15 protein-coding genes are annotated in these 19,427 nt (G+C 40.2%); 11 read left to right on the forward strand and 4 right to left on the reverse strand.

The genetic code is table 11. The features are described 5' to 3' along the window. Window positions 1–5: 5 nt before the first annotated feature. On the forward strand, window positions 6–1,391 hold the full coding sequence (locus tag MHI27_RS05210) for an alpha-galactosidase (RefSeq protein ID WP_405175753.1): 1,386 nt from the start codon (window positions 6–8) through the stop codon (window positions 1,389–1,391). Window positions 1,392–1,461: 70 nt separating this feature from the next. Here the strand turns inward: MHI27_RS05210 and MHI27_RS05215 are convergent, their stop codons facing one another. Both MHI27_RS05215 and MHI27_RS05220 read right to left on the reverse strand, forming a co-directional pair. Beyond that, a complete protein-coding gene (locus MHI27_RS05215; RefSeq protein ID WP_340974349.1) occupies window positions 1,462–2,445 on the reverse strand; it encodes a tRNA-dihydrouridine synthase in 984 nt (327 codons plus the stop codon). Window positions 2,446–2,489: 44 nt separating this feature from the next. Then, window positions 2,490–4,766 (reverse strand): AraC family transcriptional regulator, encoded by a 2,277-nt coding sequence (locus MHI27_RS05220; protein WP_340974351.1) that lies wholly within the window; start codon window positions 4,764–4,766, stop codon window positions 2,490–2,492. Between the two features lie 249 nt (window positions 4,767–5,015). Between MHI27_RS05220 and MHI27_RS05225 the strand changes: the two genes are divergently transcribed. The 5 genes from MHI27_RS05225 to MHI27_RS05245 all read left to right on the forward strand — a co-directional run bounded on the left by MHI27_RS05225 (window position 5,016) and on the right by MHI27_RS05245 (window position 10,312). Then, window positions 5,016–5,939: an ABC transporter permease gene (locus MHI27_RS05225; protein ID WP_405175754.1), complete on the forward strand. Its 924-nt coding sequence runs from the start codon at window positions 5,016–5,018 to the stop codon at window positions 5,937–5,939. Between the two features lie 56 nt (window positions 5,940–5,995). After that, entirely contained in the window at window positions 5,996–6,850 is an 855-nt protein-coding gene (locus MHI27_RS05230; RefSeq protein WP_371915721.1) for a carbohydrate ABC transporter permease, read from the forward strand. A gap of 72 nt (window positions 6,851–6,922) precedes the next feature. Further along, window positions 6,923–8,524, forward strand: coding sequence for an extracellular solute-binding protein (locus tag MHI27_RS05235; protein WP_405175755.1), 1,602 nt, complete (start codon window positions 6,923–6,925; stop codon window positions 8,522–8,524). An 80-nt stretch (window positions 8,525–8,604) separates the two neighbouring features. Beyond that, entirely contained in the window at window positions 8,605–9,417 is an 813-nt protein-coding gene (locus MHI27_RS05240; protein ID WP_405175756.1) for an MBL fold metallo-hydrolase, read from the forward strand. A 31-nt stretch (window positions 9,418–9,448) separates the two neighbouring features. Continuing rightward, window positions 9,449–10,312, forward strand: a complete 864-nt coding sequence (locus MHI27_RS05245) for a DMT family transporter (protein WP_405175757.1) — start codon at window positions 9,449–9,451, stop codon at window positions 10,310–10,312. Between the two features lie 151 nt (window positions 10,313–10,463). Here MHI27_RS05245 and MHI27_RS05250 read toward each other — a convergent pair whose 3' ends face one another. Then, the gene (locus tag MHI27_RS05250; RefSeq protein WP_042185302.1) at window positions 10,464–11,441 is read right to left on the reverse strand and encodes a tRNA-dihydrouridine synthase; all 978 of its coding nucleotides are present in this window, start codon (window positions 11,439–11,441) and stop codon (window positions 10,464–10,466) included. A 222-nt stretch (window positions 11,442–11,663) separates the two neighbouring features. On the opposite strand from MHI27_RS05250, the gene MHI27_RS05255 reads away from it, so the two are divergent. The 5 genes from MHI27_RS05255 (at window position 11,664) to MHI27_RS05275 (ending at window position 18,682) form a co-directional block, all read left to right on the forward strand. Continuing rightward, window positions 11,664–13,250 carry a PucR family transcriptional regulator gene (locus MHI27_RS05255; protein ID WP_405175758.1) on the forward strand — a complete coding sequence of 529 codons (1,587 nt, stop codon included), beginning with the start codon at window positions 11,664–11,666 and terminating at the stop codon, window positions 13,248–13,250. A gap of 123 nt (window positions 13,251–13,373) precedes the next feature. Further along, window positions 13,374–14,642: a cytosine permease gene (locus MHI27_RS05260; RefSeq protein ID WP_076283943.1), complete on the forward strand. Its 1,269-nt coding sequence runs from the start codon at window positions 13,374–13,376 to the stop codon at window positions 14,640–14,642. Continuing rightward, window positions 14,639–15,742 (forward strand): DUF917 domain-containing protein, encoded by a 1,104-nt coding sequence (locus tag MHI27_RS05265; RefSeq protein ID WP_340974360.1) that lies wholly within the window; start codon window positions 14,639–14,641, stop codon window positions 15,740–15,742. Before MHI27_RS05260 ends, MHI27_RS05265 begins: the two co-directional genes overlap by 4 nt. Further along, window positions 15,735–17,285 carry a hydantoinase/oxoprolinase family protein gene (locus MHI27_RS05270; protein WP_340974362.1) on the forward strand — a complete coding sequence of 517 codons (1,551 nt, stop codon included), beginning with the start codon at window positions 15,735–15,737 and terminating at the stop codon, window positions 17,283–17,285. Before MHI27_RS05265 ends, MHI27_RS05270 begins: the two co-directional genes overlap by 8 nt. Before the next feature lie 188 nt (window positions 17,286–17,473). After that, on the forward strand, window positions 17,474–18,682 hold the full coding sequence (locus tag MHI27_RS05275) for an MFS transporter (RefSeq protein WP_405175759.1): 1,209 nt from the start codon (window positions 17,474–17,476) through the stop codon (window positions 18,680–18,682). A 123-nt stretch (window positions 18,683–18,805) separates the two neighbouring features. Here MHI27_RS05275 and MHI27_RS05280 read toward each other — a convergent pair whose 3' ends face one another. Beyond that, complete coding sequence (locus MHI27_RS05280; protein WP_076283947.1) at window positions 18,806–19,297, reverse strand: hypothetical protein; 492 nt, start codon at window positions 19,295–19,297, stop codon at window positions 18,806–18,808. Window positions 19,298–19,427 lie beyond the last annotated feature (130 nt).

Here is a 19,427-nt window from a genome sequence, read left to right on the forward strand (position 1 = left end):
AGACAATGAAAAAGTTGAAGGTTGCGTTAATCGGAGCAGGAAGTGTTTCCTTTGGGCTAGGAGCACTTCAAGATATGGTGTTGTCAGAACGTTTAAAAAATCAAGTAGAGCTCGAAATCGCGCTTATGGACATTGTAGAAGAAAATGTGAATAGAACATACAAGTATGCAACCGAAATGTTCACGGCATTTTCTCATCCTGCGAAGATTTGGCAAACGACGAATTTGGAAGATGCATTAAGAGATGCTGACTTCTCCATCGTTGCGATTGAGGTAGAGAGATATCACTACTGGTCACAAGACTTCCATATCCCACGGCGTTACGGCAGCAAGCAGCTATATGGTGAGAACGGCGGTCCAGGATCAATGTTCCACACTTTGAGAAATCTAGGTCCGATGTTGGAAATTGCAAAGACAATGGAGAAGGTGTGTCCAAATGCTTGGCTAATCAATTACACGAATCCGGAAGCGAAATTGGTGGAAGCGATCTCCAAATTAACTTCAATCAAAGTGGTAGGCTTATGCCATGGTTTAGACATCGGTATTCATCAGCTAGCTGAATTTCTGGAGATGGATGGTAAAGATATCGCTGTTGAAGGCGGCGGATTGAACCACTTTGGCTTCTTCACGAAGATCTGGAACAAGAATACGGGAGAGGATTTATACCCTCGACTCCATGAAAAAGAAAAGATAGCTAACCGTTTGGCACAATTTGATCATGTTGGATTATCCAGAACGTTGTATCGAACGTATGGCTACTTCCCTTATCCGGGTACTAACCATTGCGGCGAGTATATTTCTTGGGCAGAAGATTTCTATGCTGGACTACCCCTGCAGTTCCGTTACGATCCAATAAGTGAGCAGCTGTGGAAGAAAGATTCTAGAACACCTGAATTTGTATACTGTGCAAGTGGCAGTACTTTAGATAAAGGCTTGTTCGAGAAAACAATGAACCAAGAGCTCTGGATAGAGCAAGCTTATACGTTCGATAAAGAAAAGGTTCAAATTAGTAATGAAAATGCAGTGCCAATTATTGAAGCGATCTTCTTCGAAGATGAAATCGAGTTGAATGCTGTTAATATGCAAAACAATGGCGCTATTAAAGGACTTCCAGATGATATGGTCGTTGAAACACAAGCGATCGTTAACAAAAATGGTATCGAATTTAAGCCAATGACGGTTGAACTGCCAACTGCCATTATCGGAACGATCCATATCCAAGGTACAATCCATAAGCTGTTACTTGAGGCGTTTGTTGAAGAGTCGAGAACAAAATTGCTGCAAGCGATTCTGCTTGATCCGCAAGCTCCAACCTATTATCAAGCTTGTGCGATGATCGATGAAATGTGTGAACTGCAAAAAGAAATGCTGCCAAAACTGGAGTGGAATTAGGTTATCTTTAATAAAAAAAGGCCTCTGTCTGATGAAATTCAGAACTGAGGCCATTAATTTTTATTACGAATTACTCTAATTCTTTATCTAAGAAAGGTTGCACCAATCGCCGCACCTCATCGGTTGAATTCGTCTCCATCAATTGATTTCTTAGTTCGTCGGCACCATCAAATCCACGAATATAGATTTTGAAGAAGCTCCGAAGTGGATTAAATAGACGTGGTTCATGTTCTTTTGAATATTTATCGTGAAGATCTAAATGAAAAAGTAGTAAATGAAGAAGTTCCTCCACACTATGTTCTTTAGATTCTAGTTCAAAAGCGTATGGATTCTTGAAAATACCTCGGCCAATCATGACACCATCCACGCCGTATTGTTCGACTAATTTTAAGCCTGTTGCACGGTCAGGAATATCTCCGTTAATCGTTAACAACGTATTTGGAGCAATTTCATCGCGTAATTGTTTGATTTCAGGGATAAGCTCCCAGTGTGCATCTACTTTACTCATCTCTTTTTTGGTACGAAGGTGAATGGAAAGATTCGCAATATCTTGTTTGAATATATGTGTCAACCAATCGCGCCACTCGTCAATTTCGCTATAACCTAATCTTGTTTTCACACTAACCGGCAATCCACCAACTTTTGCTGCCTGGATAATTTCTGCCGCTACTTTAGGATGTCGAATTAATCCAGCACCTTTTCCATTGGTTGCGACGTTTTTTACTGGGCATCCCATGTTAATATCGATACCACGAAAACCAAGCTTTTTCATATCCATGCACATCTGTTCAAAATACTCCGGTTTATTACCCCAAATATGAGCGACCATCGGTTGTTCATCTTCTGTGAACTTTAATCGACTAAGTACACTTTCTTTTACTTTTACTTTAGGGTGACAGTAATATTCTGTATTTGCGAATTCCGTGAAAAACACATCCGGTTTTGCAGCTGCACTAACCACGTGACGAAATACAACATCTGTGACATCTTCCATAGGTGCCAATATAAAAAACGGCTTTGGTAAATCAAGCCAAAAATTCTGTTCGTTACTCATTAAGTTCTCCTTCTTTTACAACATTTTGCCCATCATACATAGTATCATTTTTTTTCGCTTGCTGCACAAAATTGTAGAGGGTCTCTTTTTTTTCTATAATCGCTCGGGGTTATACCAGTACTGTTCTTAAATAAACGATAAAAATACGAACTACTAGTAAATCCAGTTTTTTCTGCGATATCAACAATGGTACATTCAGAGGTCTTTAACAGCTCTTTGGCTTTATTCAACCGCATTTCACTAATTATATCGGGTAGTGCTTTTGTAGTTAATTGTTTATATAACCGGCTCAAATAGATTGGAGACATCGAGAGCTCGTCTGCAATTGAATTTAGGCACAGGTTGGAATTGCTATAATCTCGCTCAATAATTTGATGTACTTTTCTAATGAGATCTTCTTGTTTTGTACTTCTTTTCTCTTCGAGTTTTTCACTTATTTCTTCAAATATCTTGAAATATGGAGTGTTGATTTCTTCCATGGTTTCAACATGATTTGGTAGTAAGAACGTTGTATCGAATTCGGGTAATGTTAAAATCGCATTGTTCTTTTTTAATGTTCGCAAGACGTTATTAACAGTAAGTGCTAAATGCGATACGACAAGTTGAACAACGGTAAAAGAATATTCTGATATCTCTCCTACGATATCAATATAGATGCTCCGTGCCTTTTCCGCATTTCCTGACATCAAGGATTCAATGAACTGTTTTTCTTTGTGAACTGGAAACATATATTCTTTGGTTTTTAAGTTCATAATGTCAACCGAAAAGAGGATGCTGCCGTATCCTTTGAATAATCGATGGTAAGAAGCCTCAAGTACTTGCTTGTAGACTAAGATGCATTGCTCAATGGATTCCTTCACAGGACTAAAGGTAATCGTGATGGATAATTTTAAATGTTTGGCGATTGACAATTGCATAAGCTCTGCCATTTCAATCAGCGAATCCCGTTCCGTTATATAAAGCGGATCATGAAAGTTTAGCAAAAGTAAAAGACTATCATCCCCCATATCAATGGCTTCGACTTGAAAGATCGGTGAGGAAATTTCTGTACAAATGTTCATTATGGCATATTTGAGCAATTTTATATCTTCTTTGTATTTCTCGAGGACTGTGGGGAATTGATCGATCCTTATCAAAACAATCAGTGATTTATTATTAACCATAAGCTCTGAATTGAAGTAATGTAATTTCTGTTGTAATACCTCAGCATTATTCGTTTCTCTACCTAAAATCGTATTTCTAAGAAAATCCTGCTTGAGAATATGTTGATGGTTACGTCTTTCTGTTTCCAGGGTTTTGAACTTGCGTATGACTTTGTCAATCGGGCGATATACGCTATGGGATAAAGTTAACGAAATCAACAATCCTAAGAGAAGAATGCCAATACAGATAAATAATATTCGATACCTCATTTCATTTATTTCTTGAGTGATATTGCTATAAGGGGTAATCCGAACATATTTCCAGCCTAATGAATCGGGTGTAGTAAACGTTATTAAAGATTTAACTCCATCCACGGTGTCTACAAAATATGTAGATTCTGATGTATCCTGAATAATTTTCTGTATATAGGTTTTATCAGATATATCAGTTAGCATCTCTTGCTTATCACTACTGGAATATAATATTCCATCCTGATTAATGATAAACGTGTTATTCTCCGAGATCTCTTTCCCCGACTGATCCATTCGCAGGCCTAACCATGATGCCGAGATATTGACAACAACAGCTGTATTTAAATCTTTATTATCATCAATGACGCTATAACATAAGTAAGTGTAGCTTGATACTGGAGTGGTCTGAACCGAACCTATGTTATAGGTTCTGGGAATCGGTTGAAAGGGGCGATGTTCTTTGAATTTCATAAAAAGGTCTAGAATTCCATCATCATCCAGTTCGGACTTCGGTTGAATTCCGCTTCGTGAATTATTGGAACTAATATAGAACTGATTGGATTTCGCATTATATACATAAATGGATTCAATGAATGGTAAGGATGCGCGATAGTTATCAAGTTGTTGCTGTGCAAAAATGACATCATAGATATTCAAGTCCGCATAATACAACAACTTAGATACCGCAGAATCATAGTAAATCTGGGAGGACAGTGAGGTAACAGTCTCTGTCATAGTAGATAATTGCGTTTTAATTTGATTTAGACTATTTGAATCGGAACGATAAACTTGTTTAAGTGCGATGCTTGTAAAGTTCATATAAAGAATAGTTGAAGTTATCAAAAGGGTAATAACAACACATCCAATAGAGCCAAGGAGTATTCGGCTGTAAACTTTTTTATGCTCTTTAGACCAATGTTTTATCATTTTTTGAAACCCCTTTCATCGCTGGTCTGAGTATAAATCATCAGTCTGGTGCTTTCAATCAAATTTATAAATCCAGCAGCCGAAATTAGGTTAAATGTAGTGAATATTCACAAAAGTACAGAAATTTCATACTTCACAAATACGGAGATTACAGCAATGTGTGTCATTGTACAGTATATTATCGAATCCGCTTCTTCTATGATTTGGAAGTAAGATTCACGAGCAATTCTATTCAGGAGGAGGTCAGTCATGTTTAAGAAGAAAGTTTTTTTTTATGAATTAAATAAGAATAAAATCATGTTTTTGATGATAGCACCGACACTGCTTTTTTTCTTAATAAATTCTTATGCTCCAATGGTCGGCATCTATTATGCATTCACAAGTTATGATTTTGCAGGTGGTTTATTTGGAAGTCCGTTTGTAGGATTAGACAATTTTAAATTTTTAACGCAATCTGGAATTCTGTTGAAGTTGACAATCAATACGCTTGGATACAACGTGGTTTTTATCATATTAGGTAACGCGGTATCTATAGGGGCAGCAATCCTATTAAGTGAAGTCCGAGGGAAGCTATTTAAAAAGTTATCACAATCCATTATGTTTCTACCCTACTTCGTTTCGTTTGTTCTGATTAGTGTTTTAGCGTTTAACATGTTTAATGCTGATTCTGGTTTTGTTAATCAGTTACTCAAATCGTTCGGATTGGATCCAGTAGACATATACAATACACCATGGCTCTGGCCATTTCTGATTACAGCATTTTATTTATGGAAGAACCTGGGTTATTCCATGGTCATTTATCTTGCATCCATCATGGGAATTAGCGATGAGTATTACGAAGCTGCCAAAATTGATGGTGCAAATATTTTTCAGCGAATCTGGTATATTACCATACCTATGTTGAAGTCAACATTTATCATTCTGCTCTTATTTGCACTCGGAAGCATTATGAAAGGTCAATTCGATCTGTTCTATCAGCTTGTCGGGAACAACGGAGTGCTCTTCAACGTTACGGATATTGTAGATACTTACGTTTATCGATCTTTGAAAGTTAATTTTGATATTGGTATGGCAACTGCTGCTGGTTTGTATCAGTCTATCTTCGGATTTGTAATGATTATGACAGTGAATTATATCATCAAGAAAATTAATGATGACTACGCATTGTTCTAAAGTAGGGAGGAGGGATTACATTGGATGACAACATTCTAAGTTCTAGAGTTTTCCGCATGATGGCTTACCTGATTATTATGATTTTTTCTTTGCTCTGTCTCTTTCCTTTCCTTCTGATCATTTCAGGCTCATTGACAGCCAATGAATCCATTATTCGCGACGGTTTTCACTTGATTCCTAAAGTGTTCTCGCTGGAAGGTTATGAAATGGTATTTATCTTTCCAACTCAGCTAATCAAGGCTTATGGTGTAACGATTTTTGTAACTGTGATTGGAACGTTGGTGGGATTGTTTCTTATTACGATGGCGGGTTACGTTCTGCAGAGGAAAGATTTCAAGTATCGCAATCATTTGTCCTTCTTCATTTATTTCACAACGCTGTTTGGAGGGGGGCTTGTGCCATGGTACATCATGCTGACTACATACTTTGGGCTGGCAGACACCTATGCCGTACTGATATTACCTGGTCTTATGACACCTTTTCTCATTATTTTAATGAAAAACTTTATCAAATCTGCGATTCCGGAAGAATTATTCGAATCGGCCAAAATCGATGGCGCGAACGACTTTAGGATCTACTACAGTATCGTGCTGAAGCTTGCTATGCCTGGCATAGCGACTGTCGGTCTGTTCCTTGCTCTGACGTACTGGAACGACTGGTTCATGTCTTCTTTGTTCATTAATGACGTTAGCATGTATCAGCTTCAATACTACTTGTATAACACGATCAATACCATGATGTTCGTTTCTCAAATGGCCACTGGAACCGGTGTAACACTAGGGCGTGACATTCCGACAGAGTCGACCAAGATGGCAATGGCGATCGTCGTTACTGGACCCATTATTTTCTTATATCCGTTTGTGCAGCGATATTTTGTGAAGGGATTAACGATTGGTGCAGTGAAGGGTTAGTACCGAAAGCAAACGAAGGGAACTCGTATGCGATCGGCTGACATAGATCATTTAATTAAGGGGAGGGTTAGTATGAGAAAAGGAAAAAAGAAATTGTTAACGATCGGCACTTCTTTATTCTTAACTGCAAGTTTGTTTGCTGGCTGCAGTAGTAATAGCACGAATACTAAGGAGGCATCGTCAGAATCAACAACGAATTCGAATTCGAATACCAGTACTCCAGCACCAGAAGCATCAGAAGCGACTGGAATCGACACATCCAAGAAAGTAGAGCTTCAGTTCTATATGCTGGGCGATGCCCCAAAGGATTTAAATCTCATTCAGGATGAAGTTAACAAAATGGCATTAGAAGATTTGAATGCAACCGTCAAATTCAACTTCACAACCTGGACAGACTGGGAGTCGAAGTATAAGCTTCTGTTGTCCTCAGGGCAGCCGATTGACCTGATCTTTACGGCAGAATGGACAAATTACCAGTCATATGCGGTGAAAGGGGCTTTCCTTCCGCTAGATGATCTCCTAACGAAGGCTGCACCTAAGCTACAAGCATATGTACCACAGGATTTCTGGGAAGCAGTCAAGGTTGATAAGAAAATTTACACCGTTCCAGCTATCTGGAAGGAGTATGTAAATGATGGTATTGCCTATCGGGAAGATTTGCGTAAAAAGTATAATTTGCCAAAGCCGGAATCACTCGAAACGCTAGAGCAGTATTTGGATGGCATACGCAAAAATGAACCGGATATGCTACCTCTGGCGGATACTGAGGTTAGTCATGTAGATTCCATCCGTCAAATGACTACTAAAACTGTGAATACCAACGATAAAGTTCCATATGGACTTAGCATCATGTATGACACTCCAAGAGACGTAACCAGCTATTGGGGCTCTCCGCAGCATTTGGAAGATTTAAAAATGTTCAGGAGTTGGCAAGAAAAAGGGTACTTTATGAAGAATATGCTGAACATTAAAGATAGTGGTAGTGATATATTTGCTGCCGGTAAAGCCGCAGCAATTTTGGGAAGTGAGAATCCTAACCGCTTTGGTGATGCTGTTGTCAAAGTGAAATCACTGCATCCGGATTGGGAGCTAGGATATTCCCCGTATCCGAACATGAAAGGATTCTCTTCACCCGTTCACCCGATTCATAATGGCTTTGCAGTTCCACGCAGCAGCAAAAACCCAGAGAGAGCTCTTGCTTTCTATGAGAAATTGGTCACGGATAAACGCTACAATTGGCTGACGCAATACGGTATTGAAGGCAAGCATTTTGAAATTGAAGATGGAAAATATTATAAAATGCTTGGTGATGCCCAATCAAATGGATTCACAAGAGAAGGTATGAATGGATGGGCATGGAGAAATCCGGAGTTCATGTTGTTTGATAAGAGCTATCAAGCTGTGCTAGACATGTTCGATGAAATGGATAAGATAGCAAAACCGAATATTTTCCAAGGTTTCGGAGAGGATTGGACGTCTTATCAAGCAGAGAAGGCGGCCCTTCTACAAGTTGAAAAGCAATACTTATATCCTTTGAATGATGGTATGGTTAAGGATGTTGAAGCCGGCTTGAAGTTATTTATGGAAAAGGCGAAAAAAGCTGGTCTCGATAAAATTCAAGCGGAATACACGAAGCAATGGTTGCAGTATTTGGATGATGCAAATATTAAGTGAGTGAGCCAGTTTAGAGTGTTACTCGGAGAGAACAACAGGATTAACCCCCTGTTGTTCTCTACTACAAGGGTGGAATATTTATGAAGGTTCTTTTTCATGGAACGGCTGCATTTGAAGGAATTCCCTCGTTATTCTGTCATTGCGAGACTTGTAAGAAAGCCAAAATACTTGGTGGGAAAAATATTCGTACACGCACTTCGGTCTTGATTGATGAAATACTTAAGATTGATTTTCCGGCGGACACCTTACATCATTCCATTCGTGATTCTGTAGATATGGATAAGGTTCGCGATTTATTGTTTACACATTCACATTCCGATCATTTGTATCCTGAAGATTTACTGATTCGTGCGCTTGGTTATGCTCAATTTAATGAAGAGGAAGAACTTCATCTATACGGTCATGATTTGCCTATTAAGCACTGTAGTCAATTGCTTGCCACGGAAAGGCATCGCTTCCAACTTCACAACTTGAAGCCCTTTGAAACCGTACAAACACAAACAGCTACGATTACGCCATTGCTTGCCAATCATGATTCTAAAGAAACTTGTTTATTGTATTACATAGAAAAGGATGAAAAAGCCATTTTCTATGGTCACGACAGCGGTTGGTTTCCCAAACAGACTTGGGACTGGTTGAAAGGAAAAAAACTGGATCTTGCTATTCTAGAATGTACGACTGGGAATGCCCCAAATTGTGAAGTTCACATGAATGTTGAAGATACTCTAAAAACACGGGAATGGTTAATCGAGAATTTTGTTATGAAAGCAGAAGGGCGAATCGTAGTCACTCATTTCTCTCATAATGCTCATCTGTTGCATGAAGATTTGGTTTATATTTTTGAGCCGAATGGGATTACAGTAGCATTTGATGGGATGCAACTGGACATATGAGTTAGCGCATAAGTGAAATGAGGATATTTCTATGATTTCAATGGCATTCTTTTTAGTTTTATTTTCAGGTATTACCCATGCGGTATGGAACCTATTTACAAAGAGAAGTCTGAATAAATACGTATTTCTCTGGTCGATTCATATTGTTGGTACACTTGCTCTATTACCTTATTTTATTATTGAGCTGCTCCAAGTTGAGCTTCATGCGGAGACACTTGGCTATATGGCGATATCTGCTTTATTTCAAGGGTCGTACTTCATTTTCCTCTCTAAATCGTATTCCTATGGTGATTTATCGCAGACCTATCCAATCATGCGAGGTACTGGTGTCATGCTAGTGACCTTGTTAAGTGCTGTGTTATTCGGCGATTCCTTAACTCTAGTAGGCTGGATAGGCTTTTGTTGTATCATAGTAGGGCTCTTTATTATTAGTGGAATCGTTAATCGTCATGCAAATCAAGGGAAAACGACTCATTCTATATCCATTCTTTATGCAATTGTAGTAGGGATGTGTGTTGCAGGCTATACATTAATGGACAAACTAATTGTCCAGCAATTATCTCCACTATCAACGCTTGAATTATCCAATATTAATTATGTAATCGTCGCTTTCTTCATGGTTATAAGAGCCGGTCGTGCACAAATTACAAGGGAATGGCAACAAAACTGGAAAATGATCTTGATTGGTTGTATTTGCTCGCCAGCTTCTTATTTTATGTTTCTGATGGCGATGAAGCTTGCTCCACTAGCTTCAATTGCGCCAATACGAGAAATTGGAACGGTTGTAGGTACGATTCTTGGCATACTTGTACTAAAAGAGAAGCAAGGAGTGCGAAGAATTATCATGTCGGCTGTGATTACCTGTGGGATCATCTCCATTGCCATATGGGGATAAGTTGATTTTACTAGAATTGAGGACTACGTTCTGACCGTATAGGGTAAAAATGAAAGGCCTCTCGTAGGAATACGAGAGGCCTTTCATTCTGTTAAGCATTAGATAGTTTTATACTGTCTAATTGACGGGGCAATTCACAGGTGAATATGCCTCATTCTAATTCTTGTTCTAAAACAGTTTTTACTAAACGACGTACTTCATCTGTTGATCTTGTATCCATTAATTGGTTTCTTAATTCGCTTGCGCCTCTAAATCCACGAACATAGATTTTGAAAAAGCGAAGAAGTGGTTTAAATGAACGTGGCTCGAGTTCATTTGAATATTTATCGTGAAGATCCAACTGTAATAGAAGTAAATTGAGAAAATCCTTTGGACTATGTTCTTTAGGTTCTTTTTCAAAAGCAAATGGATTGGTGAAGATGCCGCGGCCAATCATGACACCATCAACGCCGTATTGCTCAACTAACTTTAATCCTGTTGCGCGGTCCGGGATATCTCCATTTATAGTTAATAACGTATTTGGAGCAATTTCATCGCGTAATTTTTTTATTTCAGGGATTAACTCCCAGTGTGCATCTACTTTACTCATTTCTTCTTTTGTACGAAGGTGAATGGAAAGATTCGCAATATCTTGCTTCAATATATGTGTTAACCAATCCCGCCACTCATCAATCTCAGAGTAACCCAATCTTGTTTTAACACTAACCGGCAATCCACCGGCTTTTGTTGCTTGAATAATTTCTGCTGCAACCTCAGGATGTAGTATTAATCCAGCACCTTTTCCATTGGACGCGACGTTTTGTGCGGGGCATCCCATGTTTAAATCGATACCGCGAAAACCAAGTTTTTTCATATCAATACTCATCTGTTCAAAAAATACAGGTTTATCACCCCAAATATGAGCGACAATTGGTTGCTCATCTTCTGTGAACGTTAATCGACCACGTACACTGTCTTTTCCTACAGGGTGACAATAGCTTTCTGTATTAGTGAATTCTGTGAAAAACACGTCGGGTTTGGCAGCTTCACTAATGACGTGACGAAATACAACATCTGTGACATCTTCCATTGGTGCTAATATAAAAAACGGCTTCGGTAAATCAAGCCAAAAGTTTTGTTCGTTACTCATATTATCTCCTCTTGTTGCGATATATAAAAACGATATAGGCTATAGCAAAGTCATTTACCCATCATACATAGTATCATTTTTTTTCGTTTATTGCACAGAAGAAAGGAGAATACATACAGCGAAATCAATATACATAGCTTATAGCTTGAAGTGCTAAAATAAGATGTATAAAGCTTTATTAATGGCAACATGAGATAACAATACAGTAGAAGTGGTGAAGATATGGGGATAACTGTAAAAGATATGCTGCAACTTCCTTCCTTTCGAGGAGCAAAGGTGCTAACTGGAAATAATAATCTACACCGCACCATTTCTTCTTTATCCGTACTAGAGGTTTCAAATGCGGATTATTCTTCTCGAATTGTCCATTCCATTCAAGAAGAGTGGTATGCGGAAGAGATAGTGATCAGCTCTTTTTACTCCATTAAGGACAGTGTAGAGAAACAGTGTGAAACGATTGAGTACTTGCACGAGCTTGGAGAAGTAGGATTGATCTTATACTATGTAGGAATTATCATTCCTGAAGTAGCTGACGAGGTACTGCAATTAGCAGAGTCCAAAAATTTCATCATCATTTGTATGCCGGAAAATGATTTTTCACTTCGTTACAACGAAGTGATTTATGAAGTGATGGAAGCGATTGTTCTGAACAATCAGACGATCAATGATAATTTTGTAAATGAAGCGTTAGAGAAAGTATCCCTTTTGCCAGAACACTCACGGAGCGTCGAAATTACGCTGAAAATATTGTCTGATCGGCTGAAAGCGAACGTCATCCTGACGAACACCCAGTTAGATATCGTAAATCAAGTAATGTGGCCCCGTAATTCATCGTTAAACGTGGGGTATATTATTGAGACCTTCGCCCCCTATTTGATGAATATGACGAAAGGACAAGCAGAGCCTGTTTCAAATTGCTATGTGGAATACAAGAGTATTCATCAAAAAAACGGAGAAGCGCTGCATTTATTTTTGATTAAAGAGAACTCAAAATTACCTGCGAAGACCATCGATAAAATCAGCGAGGTTGTACAAGTAGCGATCAATTTGTGGGGGGATAAGCATAACGAGGTTAGCGAATATGCCTTGGTAAAAGCGATTATTAATGATGAAAGCGAAAAAATGCGAAGACTGGCTCATTTTCTCCACATTGATGTCTCTTCCATTCAGATGATGTGGTTAGTATATATTCACGATTTATCGCAAGAGAAACAAATTCGTGAAGAGCTGGAAGAGCATTTGTTCAAATATTATAAAACGGCGGTCATTCAAACTATCGATCATTGTATAATAGCCCTCATGGGAAATTGCTCTTACAAGTACAATGAGTATGAAATTGCAGCGGAGTATATTGACACGACGAATTCAGCTCCACTTATATCCGAAATGGTCTATGCTCCCCGAATGAGAAATACACAAGACGTACGACGCATGTATCGGCTGGTGAACAGTGTGGGACGGAAAGTCCATCTGATGTATGAGCATCGTAAATTGTACACAGCAGCCGAGATGCGTTCTATGAAACAAGCTATTGAGTTAAGTGAACAGGGAGAAGAAATCCTTGAAGAATGGATGTCTGTGATTGATCCCATTCTAGGTGATCCAGAGTCGATAAAAACACTCATAACCTTCTTGTTAGATGCAAAGGGGAATTTTGATAACTGTGGGAAAATGCTGTTTGTTCATAAAAATACAGTAAAATATCGTATTAGAAAGATCAGTGAATTAATAGGTTATGATGTAACCGTCAACTCCGAATCTTACGATGTGTATATCGCTTGCATGATTTATCGACTCACACATAGCTAGTATAATCCGTAGTTTTTGTCGAATAAGACAAAAATCACGGATTTTTTTTTATTTTAGAAAAAGACGTAATCCCATGGTTCCTTCTATAATAAGAAAAATTACTTTTCGAGGAGGAGAACTAACATGAGAAAGGACGGAGCACCTCAGTCTTGGTTCACTCTGGGGATGGTATGGGCCGGAGCGGTGATCAGTATACCTGGCCTCCTGGTTGGGAATACGTTGATATCTGGTATGAGCTTACCTATGACATTATTGATCGCTTTTTTAGGGTACGCCATTATCGTTGTCCTTATGATACTTCAGGGGATTCAGAGTACGGATCTTGGGAAAACAACCGTTCAAGTCGCAGCCCAAGTCTTTGGCAAAAAAGGCTCGCGAACGATTTTATCCATTATTCTCGCTATTGCTTGCCTCGGTTGGTTCGGGATTCAGGCTAATGTATGCGGGGCGGCACTGGCGAACCTGCTGGCGGAGTATGGAGTGATAGTCCCAGTTCCCCTTGCTTCTTTAATTAGCGGTTTGGTTATGGTGATCTCAGCAATGTACGGAATGAAAGTGCTGAGAGTACTTAGTTATATTGCAGTACCTTTATTAATCGTGATTTGCATATATGGTTTAGTTCAAGTGTTCACTATGGATTCCGTGCAGAACATTTGGAGCTACCAGCCTGAGAAGCATATGAATTTCATGGATGGCTTAGCTGTAACAATAGGCTCATTTGCCTTAGGGGCTGTCATTGCAGGCGACTACTCTCAGTTCTCAAGAAAACGTTCTGACGTATTAAAAGCAGCGTTAATCGGAATTGTTCCTTCTGGCGTACTGATGATTAGTGTGGGTGCTATTTTATCGATTGCTTACCAGACTAGCGATATTGCGGCCGTCTTTATAAATATTACAACGCCTTTTATTGGGGGTACTGTTTTGATTCTGGCTGCTTGGAAAACGAATATGGTCAACGCAATCTCGGGTGGATTTGCGCTTACCAATGTATTGCATATTTCCAAAGAAAAAGAAAAATGGGCAGTAGGGATTGCTGGACTCATCGGGACTGTACTCGCTGTGATTGGTATCTTGAATTATTTCACGCCAGTGATGTCGATCTTGTCAGCTATGGTTCCGCCGGTAGCAGGGGTAATGATTGCATCCTATTGGATCATGAATAAAGGCGATAAGAACCGTTGGAAGGAAACAGAGGGCGTTAATCGTCTAGGGGTATTTTCTTGGCTGGTCGGATCCATTATTGCTTGTATGCCCGTTGTGCTGTCCTTTTTCCCAAGCTTACCTCAATTATCAAATCAGCCATTACTCGGTATCGTCATTTCATTTGTCTTATATATTGTCTGCTACCGATTTACTGCCTCAAAAACTGTCATATTGGAGGGAAATAAATGAGATATTTAGATGAACAATCGATTGAACATATTGCCGTAGGCGCTGCATTTTTAGGCACAGGTGGAGGAGGAGATCCTTACATCGGTAAACTCATGGCTCTTTCGGCTATTGAAAAGTACGGACCTGTAAGACTTTATTCTGTGGATGAAATCGAGGATGAAGACTTTTTCATTCCTTCCGCCATGATGGGTGCGCCTTCTGTATTAGTGGAGAAATTTCCGAAAGGCGATGAGTTTGTTAAGGTATTTCAGATGCTGGCCAAATATTTGGGCCGAGAAAAAATTACAGGCACATTTCCGATGGAAGCAGGCGGAGTCAATTCGATGATTCCGATCGTCGTTGCAGCACAGCTGAATTTACCGCTTATTGATTGCGATGGGATGGGTAGGGCATTTCCTGAATTGCAGATGGTGACGTTTAACCTGGATGGCATTTCGGCTGCGCCGCTCGCAATTTCGGATGAAAAAGGGAACATTGGTATTTTTGAGACGATCGATAATAAATGGACCGAACGGTTAGCCCGTACAGCTACTGTGGAGATGGGAGCTAGTGCTTTGGTAAGTCTGTATCCAACGACTGGGGCTCAAATCAAGAACAGCGGTGTCCATAACATCGTGACGCTATCTGAGCAGATTGGAGAGATCATTTCTTCAAACAACAGAGATGCAAAAGACAAGCTTGAAGAGCTTCTAAACCTGACATCCGGTTACGAGCTGTTTCAAGGGAAAATAACAGATGTCATCCGGGAAACCAAAGGCGGCTTCAATTTTGGGGAAATGAACCTAGAGGGCATTGAAGGAAATAAAGAGGAGCAGATGAAGGTATATTTTCAAAATGAGAATCTGCTTGCCAAGAAAAATGGCCAGGTTGTAGCCATGACCCCGGATTTAATATGCTTAGTCGATTATGAAACTTTATTGCCTGTTACAACAGAGAGCTTGAAATATGGAAAACGCGTACGCGTCATTGGCTTACCGGCACATCCTAAATGGAGAACGGAAAAAGGAATCGAAACGGTAGGACCGAGATACTTTGGGTATGATTACGATTATGCTCCTATTGAAGAATTGGTGAGTAAGGCGGTGGCTAAACATGTTTAGAATTGGAATAGATGTAGGTGGCACGAATACCGATGCTATTATTTTGGACGAGCAAAGCCGATTAATTCATAGCGTTAAATCCCCAACGACACTGGATATAAAAACGGGGATTGAGACGTCACTGCGTAATGTATTGAAGGAAGCGAGCATTGATAAAACGAAAATCACACATGCAATGCTTGGGACAACGCAGTGTACTAATGCCATTGTGGAACGGAAGAAATTAGCCAAAGTTGGTGTGATTCGGTTAGGATTCCCTGCTACCGCTTCTGTTCTGCCATATACGGCTTGGCCTAAAGACATGGTGGAAAAACTATCAGGAAACTATGCATTAGTTCATGGTGGGTATGAATATGATGGTAAGTTGCTCAGTGAGCTTGATGAGGAGGAGATTAAAGAGCTTCTAGTAGAATGGCGAAATAAAGTAGAATCTATTGCGATCATTGGTGTGTTCTCATCCATCAAAAATGACCAGGAGTTCAAGGTTCGAGACTTAATCTGGGAAGCATACGGGACAAATTATCCGGTTTCTTGCTCCTCCTTGATCGGGTCTGTTGGCCTGATTGAACGTGAGAATGCAACCATACTGAATGCGGCTTTATGCAAAGTCATCGAGACCACTAGCACAGGTTTTGAAAATGCGTTAGAAGCAGAAGGGATTCAAGGCGCTGAGGTGTACTTATGCCAAAATGACGGTACACTTATGTCGATTGAATATGCTAAGCAATTTCCGATCCTTACGATTGCCTGTGGACCAACAAATAGCATCCGGGGAGCTTCTTATTTAGCGAACATTAAAAATACGATGGTACTCGATGTTGGTGGCACCACATCGGATATCGGTGTCTTACAGGATGGATTTCCAAGAGAGTCTTCTGTAGCAGTGGAAGTAGGAGATATTCGCACGAACTTTAGAATGCCAGACATTATCTCTGTAGGACTTGGCGGCGGAAGTATTGTTCGCGTAGACAATGGCAAGATTACAGTTGGGCCGGATAGCGTGGGCTATAAGATCACAGAAGAAGCACTCGTATTTGGTGGAAGCACCTTGACTACGACGGATATTGCGGTTCGCCTTGGGTTAGCTGACGTGGGAGATAAAAGTTTAGTAAGTCACATCGATGAGCAATTTTCCAAACAAGTCCTATCCGTAATTTCTTCGATCATAGCCAAGGCGATTGATAAGATGAAAACTTCTTCCGAAGATGTACAGATTGTACTCGTAGGCGGGGGCAGTGTTATTATTCCAGATGGAATTCCCGGAGTAGCCAGCATTATTAAAGTAGAGAACGGTGGAGTTGCCAATGCCATCGGTGCATCGATTTCTCAAATTAGCGGACAGTATGAACAAATTTATATTTATTCGCGAGAGCCGCGAGAGCAGTCGTTAAGGGATGCTGAGGAAAAAGCGGTGAAACAAGCGGTATTGGCAGGAGCCGATCCTACTACGATTAAATTGGTTGAGGTTGAAGAGACGCCACTTGCCTATCATCCGGAAAATGCAACCAGATTAAGAGTTAAGGTTGTAGGTAAAATGAGTTAGAGACCTTTTGAACAGCTCTTTGAAGCAAAATAATTCCATGATGTAAAACTAGAAGCTTCTCATGAGTTCTTTGAACTTGTGTGAAGCTTCTTTTTTTATGAAAAATAGGATTGCTCAATATAGTCTAAATGAGTATTATGAGTAGGTATGTTCTTATAAAAATAGAGACAAATAGGATGGAGAGCACCATGACAACATCACGACAGAACGCATTGATTTTCTCGTTTACTTTTATGGCGTTTATTCTGGGTACGACGGAGTATATTATCGTTGGATTACTCTCGGAAATATCCTCGAGCCTCGGAGTAACGTTAGCGACAGCCGGGGGCTTGGTATCTGGTTTCGCGATCGCTTATGCCATTGGCACACCCATTATGATGTCTTTGTTCAGCCGTATCCCGAAACGGATTACGATTCTTGTATCGCTTGTATTGATTCTGCTGCTGAATTTGTGGAGTGCTATAACTGGAACCTACAGTATGCTGCTAGTGACTAGAATAGTTACTGCCGTACTATGTGGTTTTGTTCTTTCTGTAGCCATTACGGTAGCGAATGAAGCGGTGGACCCGGAGAAAAGAGGCAAAGCGATCGCTACAATTTTGAGCGGTTTCGCTGTTGCGAATGTATTTGGTGTACCGATCGGAACTTTTGTAGGGCAGTATTTCAACTGGCCTGCAGCATTTGTACTAAATGGGGTATTAGCCGGAATTGCCATCGCGCTAAATTATGCCTATATTCCACGCAAACTACCGAAGCCTGTGCCTAGCTCACTTAAGGATCAGATCGAACTGCTCACGAATGGACGCATTATTCTTGCGTTTCTCATTCCAGTTACGGCAGTGGGAGCGGTGTTTGTGATGTACACGTACATTACACCATTGCTGGAGCAAGTGATGAATATTCCTAAGAGCTCGGTTAGTGGCGTACTGTTTGTATACGGGATTGCCACGATTGTCAGCAACTGGATTGGAGGCAAGGTTGCAACCGGAAATGCGGTAAGTAAGCTTAGATTCGTATTTCTTATCCAAGCTGTGGTCTATATCGTCTTTAGTTTGACCGCATCGATCTCGATTCTAGGAATGATCGTACTAATGATGCTAGCCGTAATGTCGAGTATTGTTAGCGCACCAGCCCAGCTCTATTTGATAGATTTGGCCAAGCAGTATTCACCAAGATCGAAGGACCTTGCTGCATCGTTGAATCCAGTAGCGTCTAACCTGGGAATCGCAGGAGGATCCGCAATTGGTGGAGTGGTTGCCCAGCATGGAGGATTAATCTCCCTACCTATAGCTGCTTCCATCCTGGCGATATCAGCATGTGTGATTGCTTTGATATGCTATAAGTTGGATCAGCAAACTCAAGAAGGGGTTATTACTCAGCATCATAACTTAACCTGAAGAGAAGTTATAGAGGTCGTCGGAAATCATCCGGCGGCCTTTTCGTATATCAACAAGTAATCTAGTAAAACAATACAAAAAAATCCGTCGGAAGGAAAAATCCCTTAGACGGATCGTGAGTTATTATATGCAAATCCAACCAAGGCCGGGGATTTCTTTCCAAGTGCAGTTACCAGGGCCGCTGCCAGAACCACTACCAGAACCACTACCAGGTCCCCCGCCAGATCCACTACCAGGAGTAGCTGGCATTGTGGGAAACGGCCCTTCAGCCATGGATATCATTTTTACGTCAATGACAGCACTTTTGCCATCTGCAAATAGCACACTAATTGAATCAGCATTAACTGTATTGACATAGGCTACAACCTTTTGACCACTACTTAAGGTGAAAATGCCCCATTTTCCGAGGAAAGGTTGAATATCAGTGATGGTTAGATATGCAAATACTGGGCCACCACTAGAATGCGTCTGCATTCCTGGTAGTTGGGTGCCGCTTCCAGGATATATGGGCATGGGTCCGCCTGATTGCATGCCACCTGGAGTCATTGGTTGGAATGGGGGGAAACTACGACCTGGGCACACATAGTACGGATTTCTGAAGTAAAAATATCCCACTTATTAACCTCCTTAGATACCTCTAATTAACAGATACCTAAAGTCTATGCTCCTGCCTATGTATTGGTGTATGACACGAATAAGGGCTTCAACTTTACTATAATTGACTATATTCATAATTGTGTTATAA

Source organism: Paenibacillus sp. FSL H8-0261 (assembly GCF_045040645.1).
In the GTDB taxonomy this organism is placed as follows: domain Bacteria; phylum Bacillota; class Bacilli; order Paenibacillales; family Paenibacillaceae; genus Paenibacillus_AQ.

What these genes read in the sequence shown, in the direction of transcription:
- MHI27_RS05235 (WP_405175755.1), top strand. Translation starts at nt 6,923, where the DNA reads ATGAGAAAAGGAAAAAAGAAATTGTTAACGATCGGCACTTCTTTATTC.
- MHI27_RS05225 (WP_405175754.1), top strand. Translation starts at nt 5,016, where the DNA reads ATGTTTAAGAAGAAAGTTTTTTTTTATGAATTAAATAAGAATAAAATC.
- MHI27_RS05250 (WP_042185302.1), bottom strand. Translation starts at nt 11,441, where the DNA reads ATGAGTAACGAACAAAACTTTTGGCTTGATTTACCGAAGCCGTTTTTT.
- MHI27_RS05260 (WP_076283943.1), top strand. Translation starts at nt 13,374, where the DNA reads ATGAGAAAGGACGGAGCACCTCAGTCTTGGTTCACTCTGGGGATGGTA.
- MHI27_RS05265 (WP_340974360.1), top strand. Translation starts at nt 14,639, where the DNA reads ATGAGATATTTAGATGAACAATCGATTGAACATATTGCCGTAGGCGCT.
- MHI27_RS05255 (WP_405175758.1), top strand. Translation starts at nt 11,664, where the DNA reads ATGGGGATAACTGTAAAAGATATGCTGCAACTTCCTTCCTTTCGAGGA.
- MHI27_RS05220 (WP_340974351.1), bottom strand. Translation starts at nt 4,766, where the DNA reads ATGATAAAACATTGGTCTAAAGAGCATAAAAAAGTTTACAGCCGAATA.
- MHI27_RS05230 (WP_371915721.1), top strand. Translation starts at nt 5,996, where the DNA reads ATGATGGCTTACCTGATTATTATGATTTTTTCTTTGCTCTGTCTCTTT.
- MHI27_RS05215 (WP_340974349.1), bottom strand. Translation starts at nt 2,445, where the DNA reads ATGAGTAACGAACAGAATTTTTGGCTTGATTTACCAAAGCCGTTTTTT.
- MHI27_RS05240 (WP_405175756.1), top strand. Translation starts at nt 8,605, where the DNA reads ATGAAGGTTCTTTTTCATGGAACGGCTGCATTTGAAGGAATTCCCTCG.
- MHI27_RS05210 (WP_405175753.1), top strand. Translation starts at nt 6, where the DNA reads ATGAAAAAGTTGAAGGTTGCGTTAATCGGAGCAGGAAGTGTTTCCTTT.
- MHI27_RS05275 (WP_405175759.1), top strand. Translation starts at nt 17,474, where the DNA reads ATGACAACATCACGACAGAACGCATTGATTTTCTCGTTTACTTTTATG.
- MHI27_RS05245 (WP_405175757.1), top strand. Translation starts at nt 9,449, where the DNA reads ATGATTTCAATGGCATTCTTTTTAGTTTTATTTTCAGGTATTACCCAT.
- MHI27_RS05270 (WP_340974362.1), top strand. Translation starts at nt 15,735, where the DNA reads ATGTTTAGAATTGGAATAGATGTAGGTGGCACGAATACCGATGCTATT.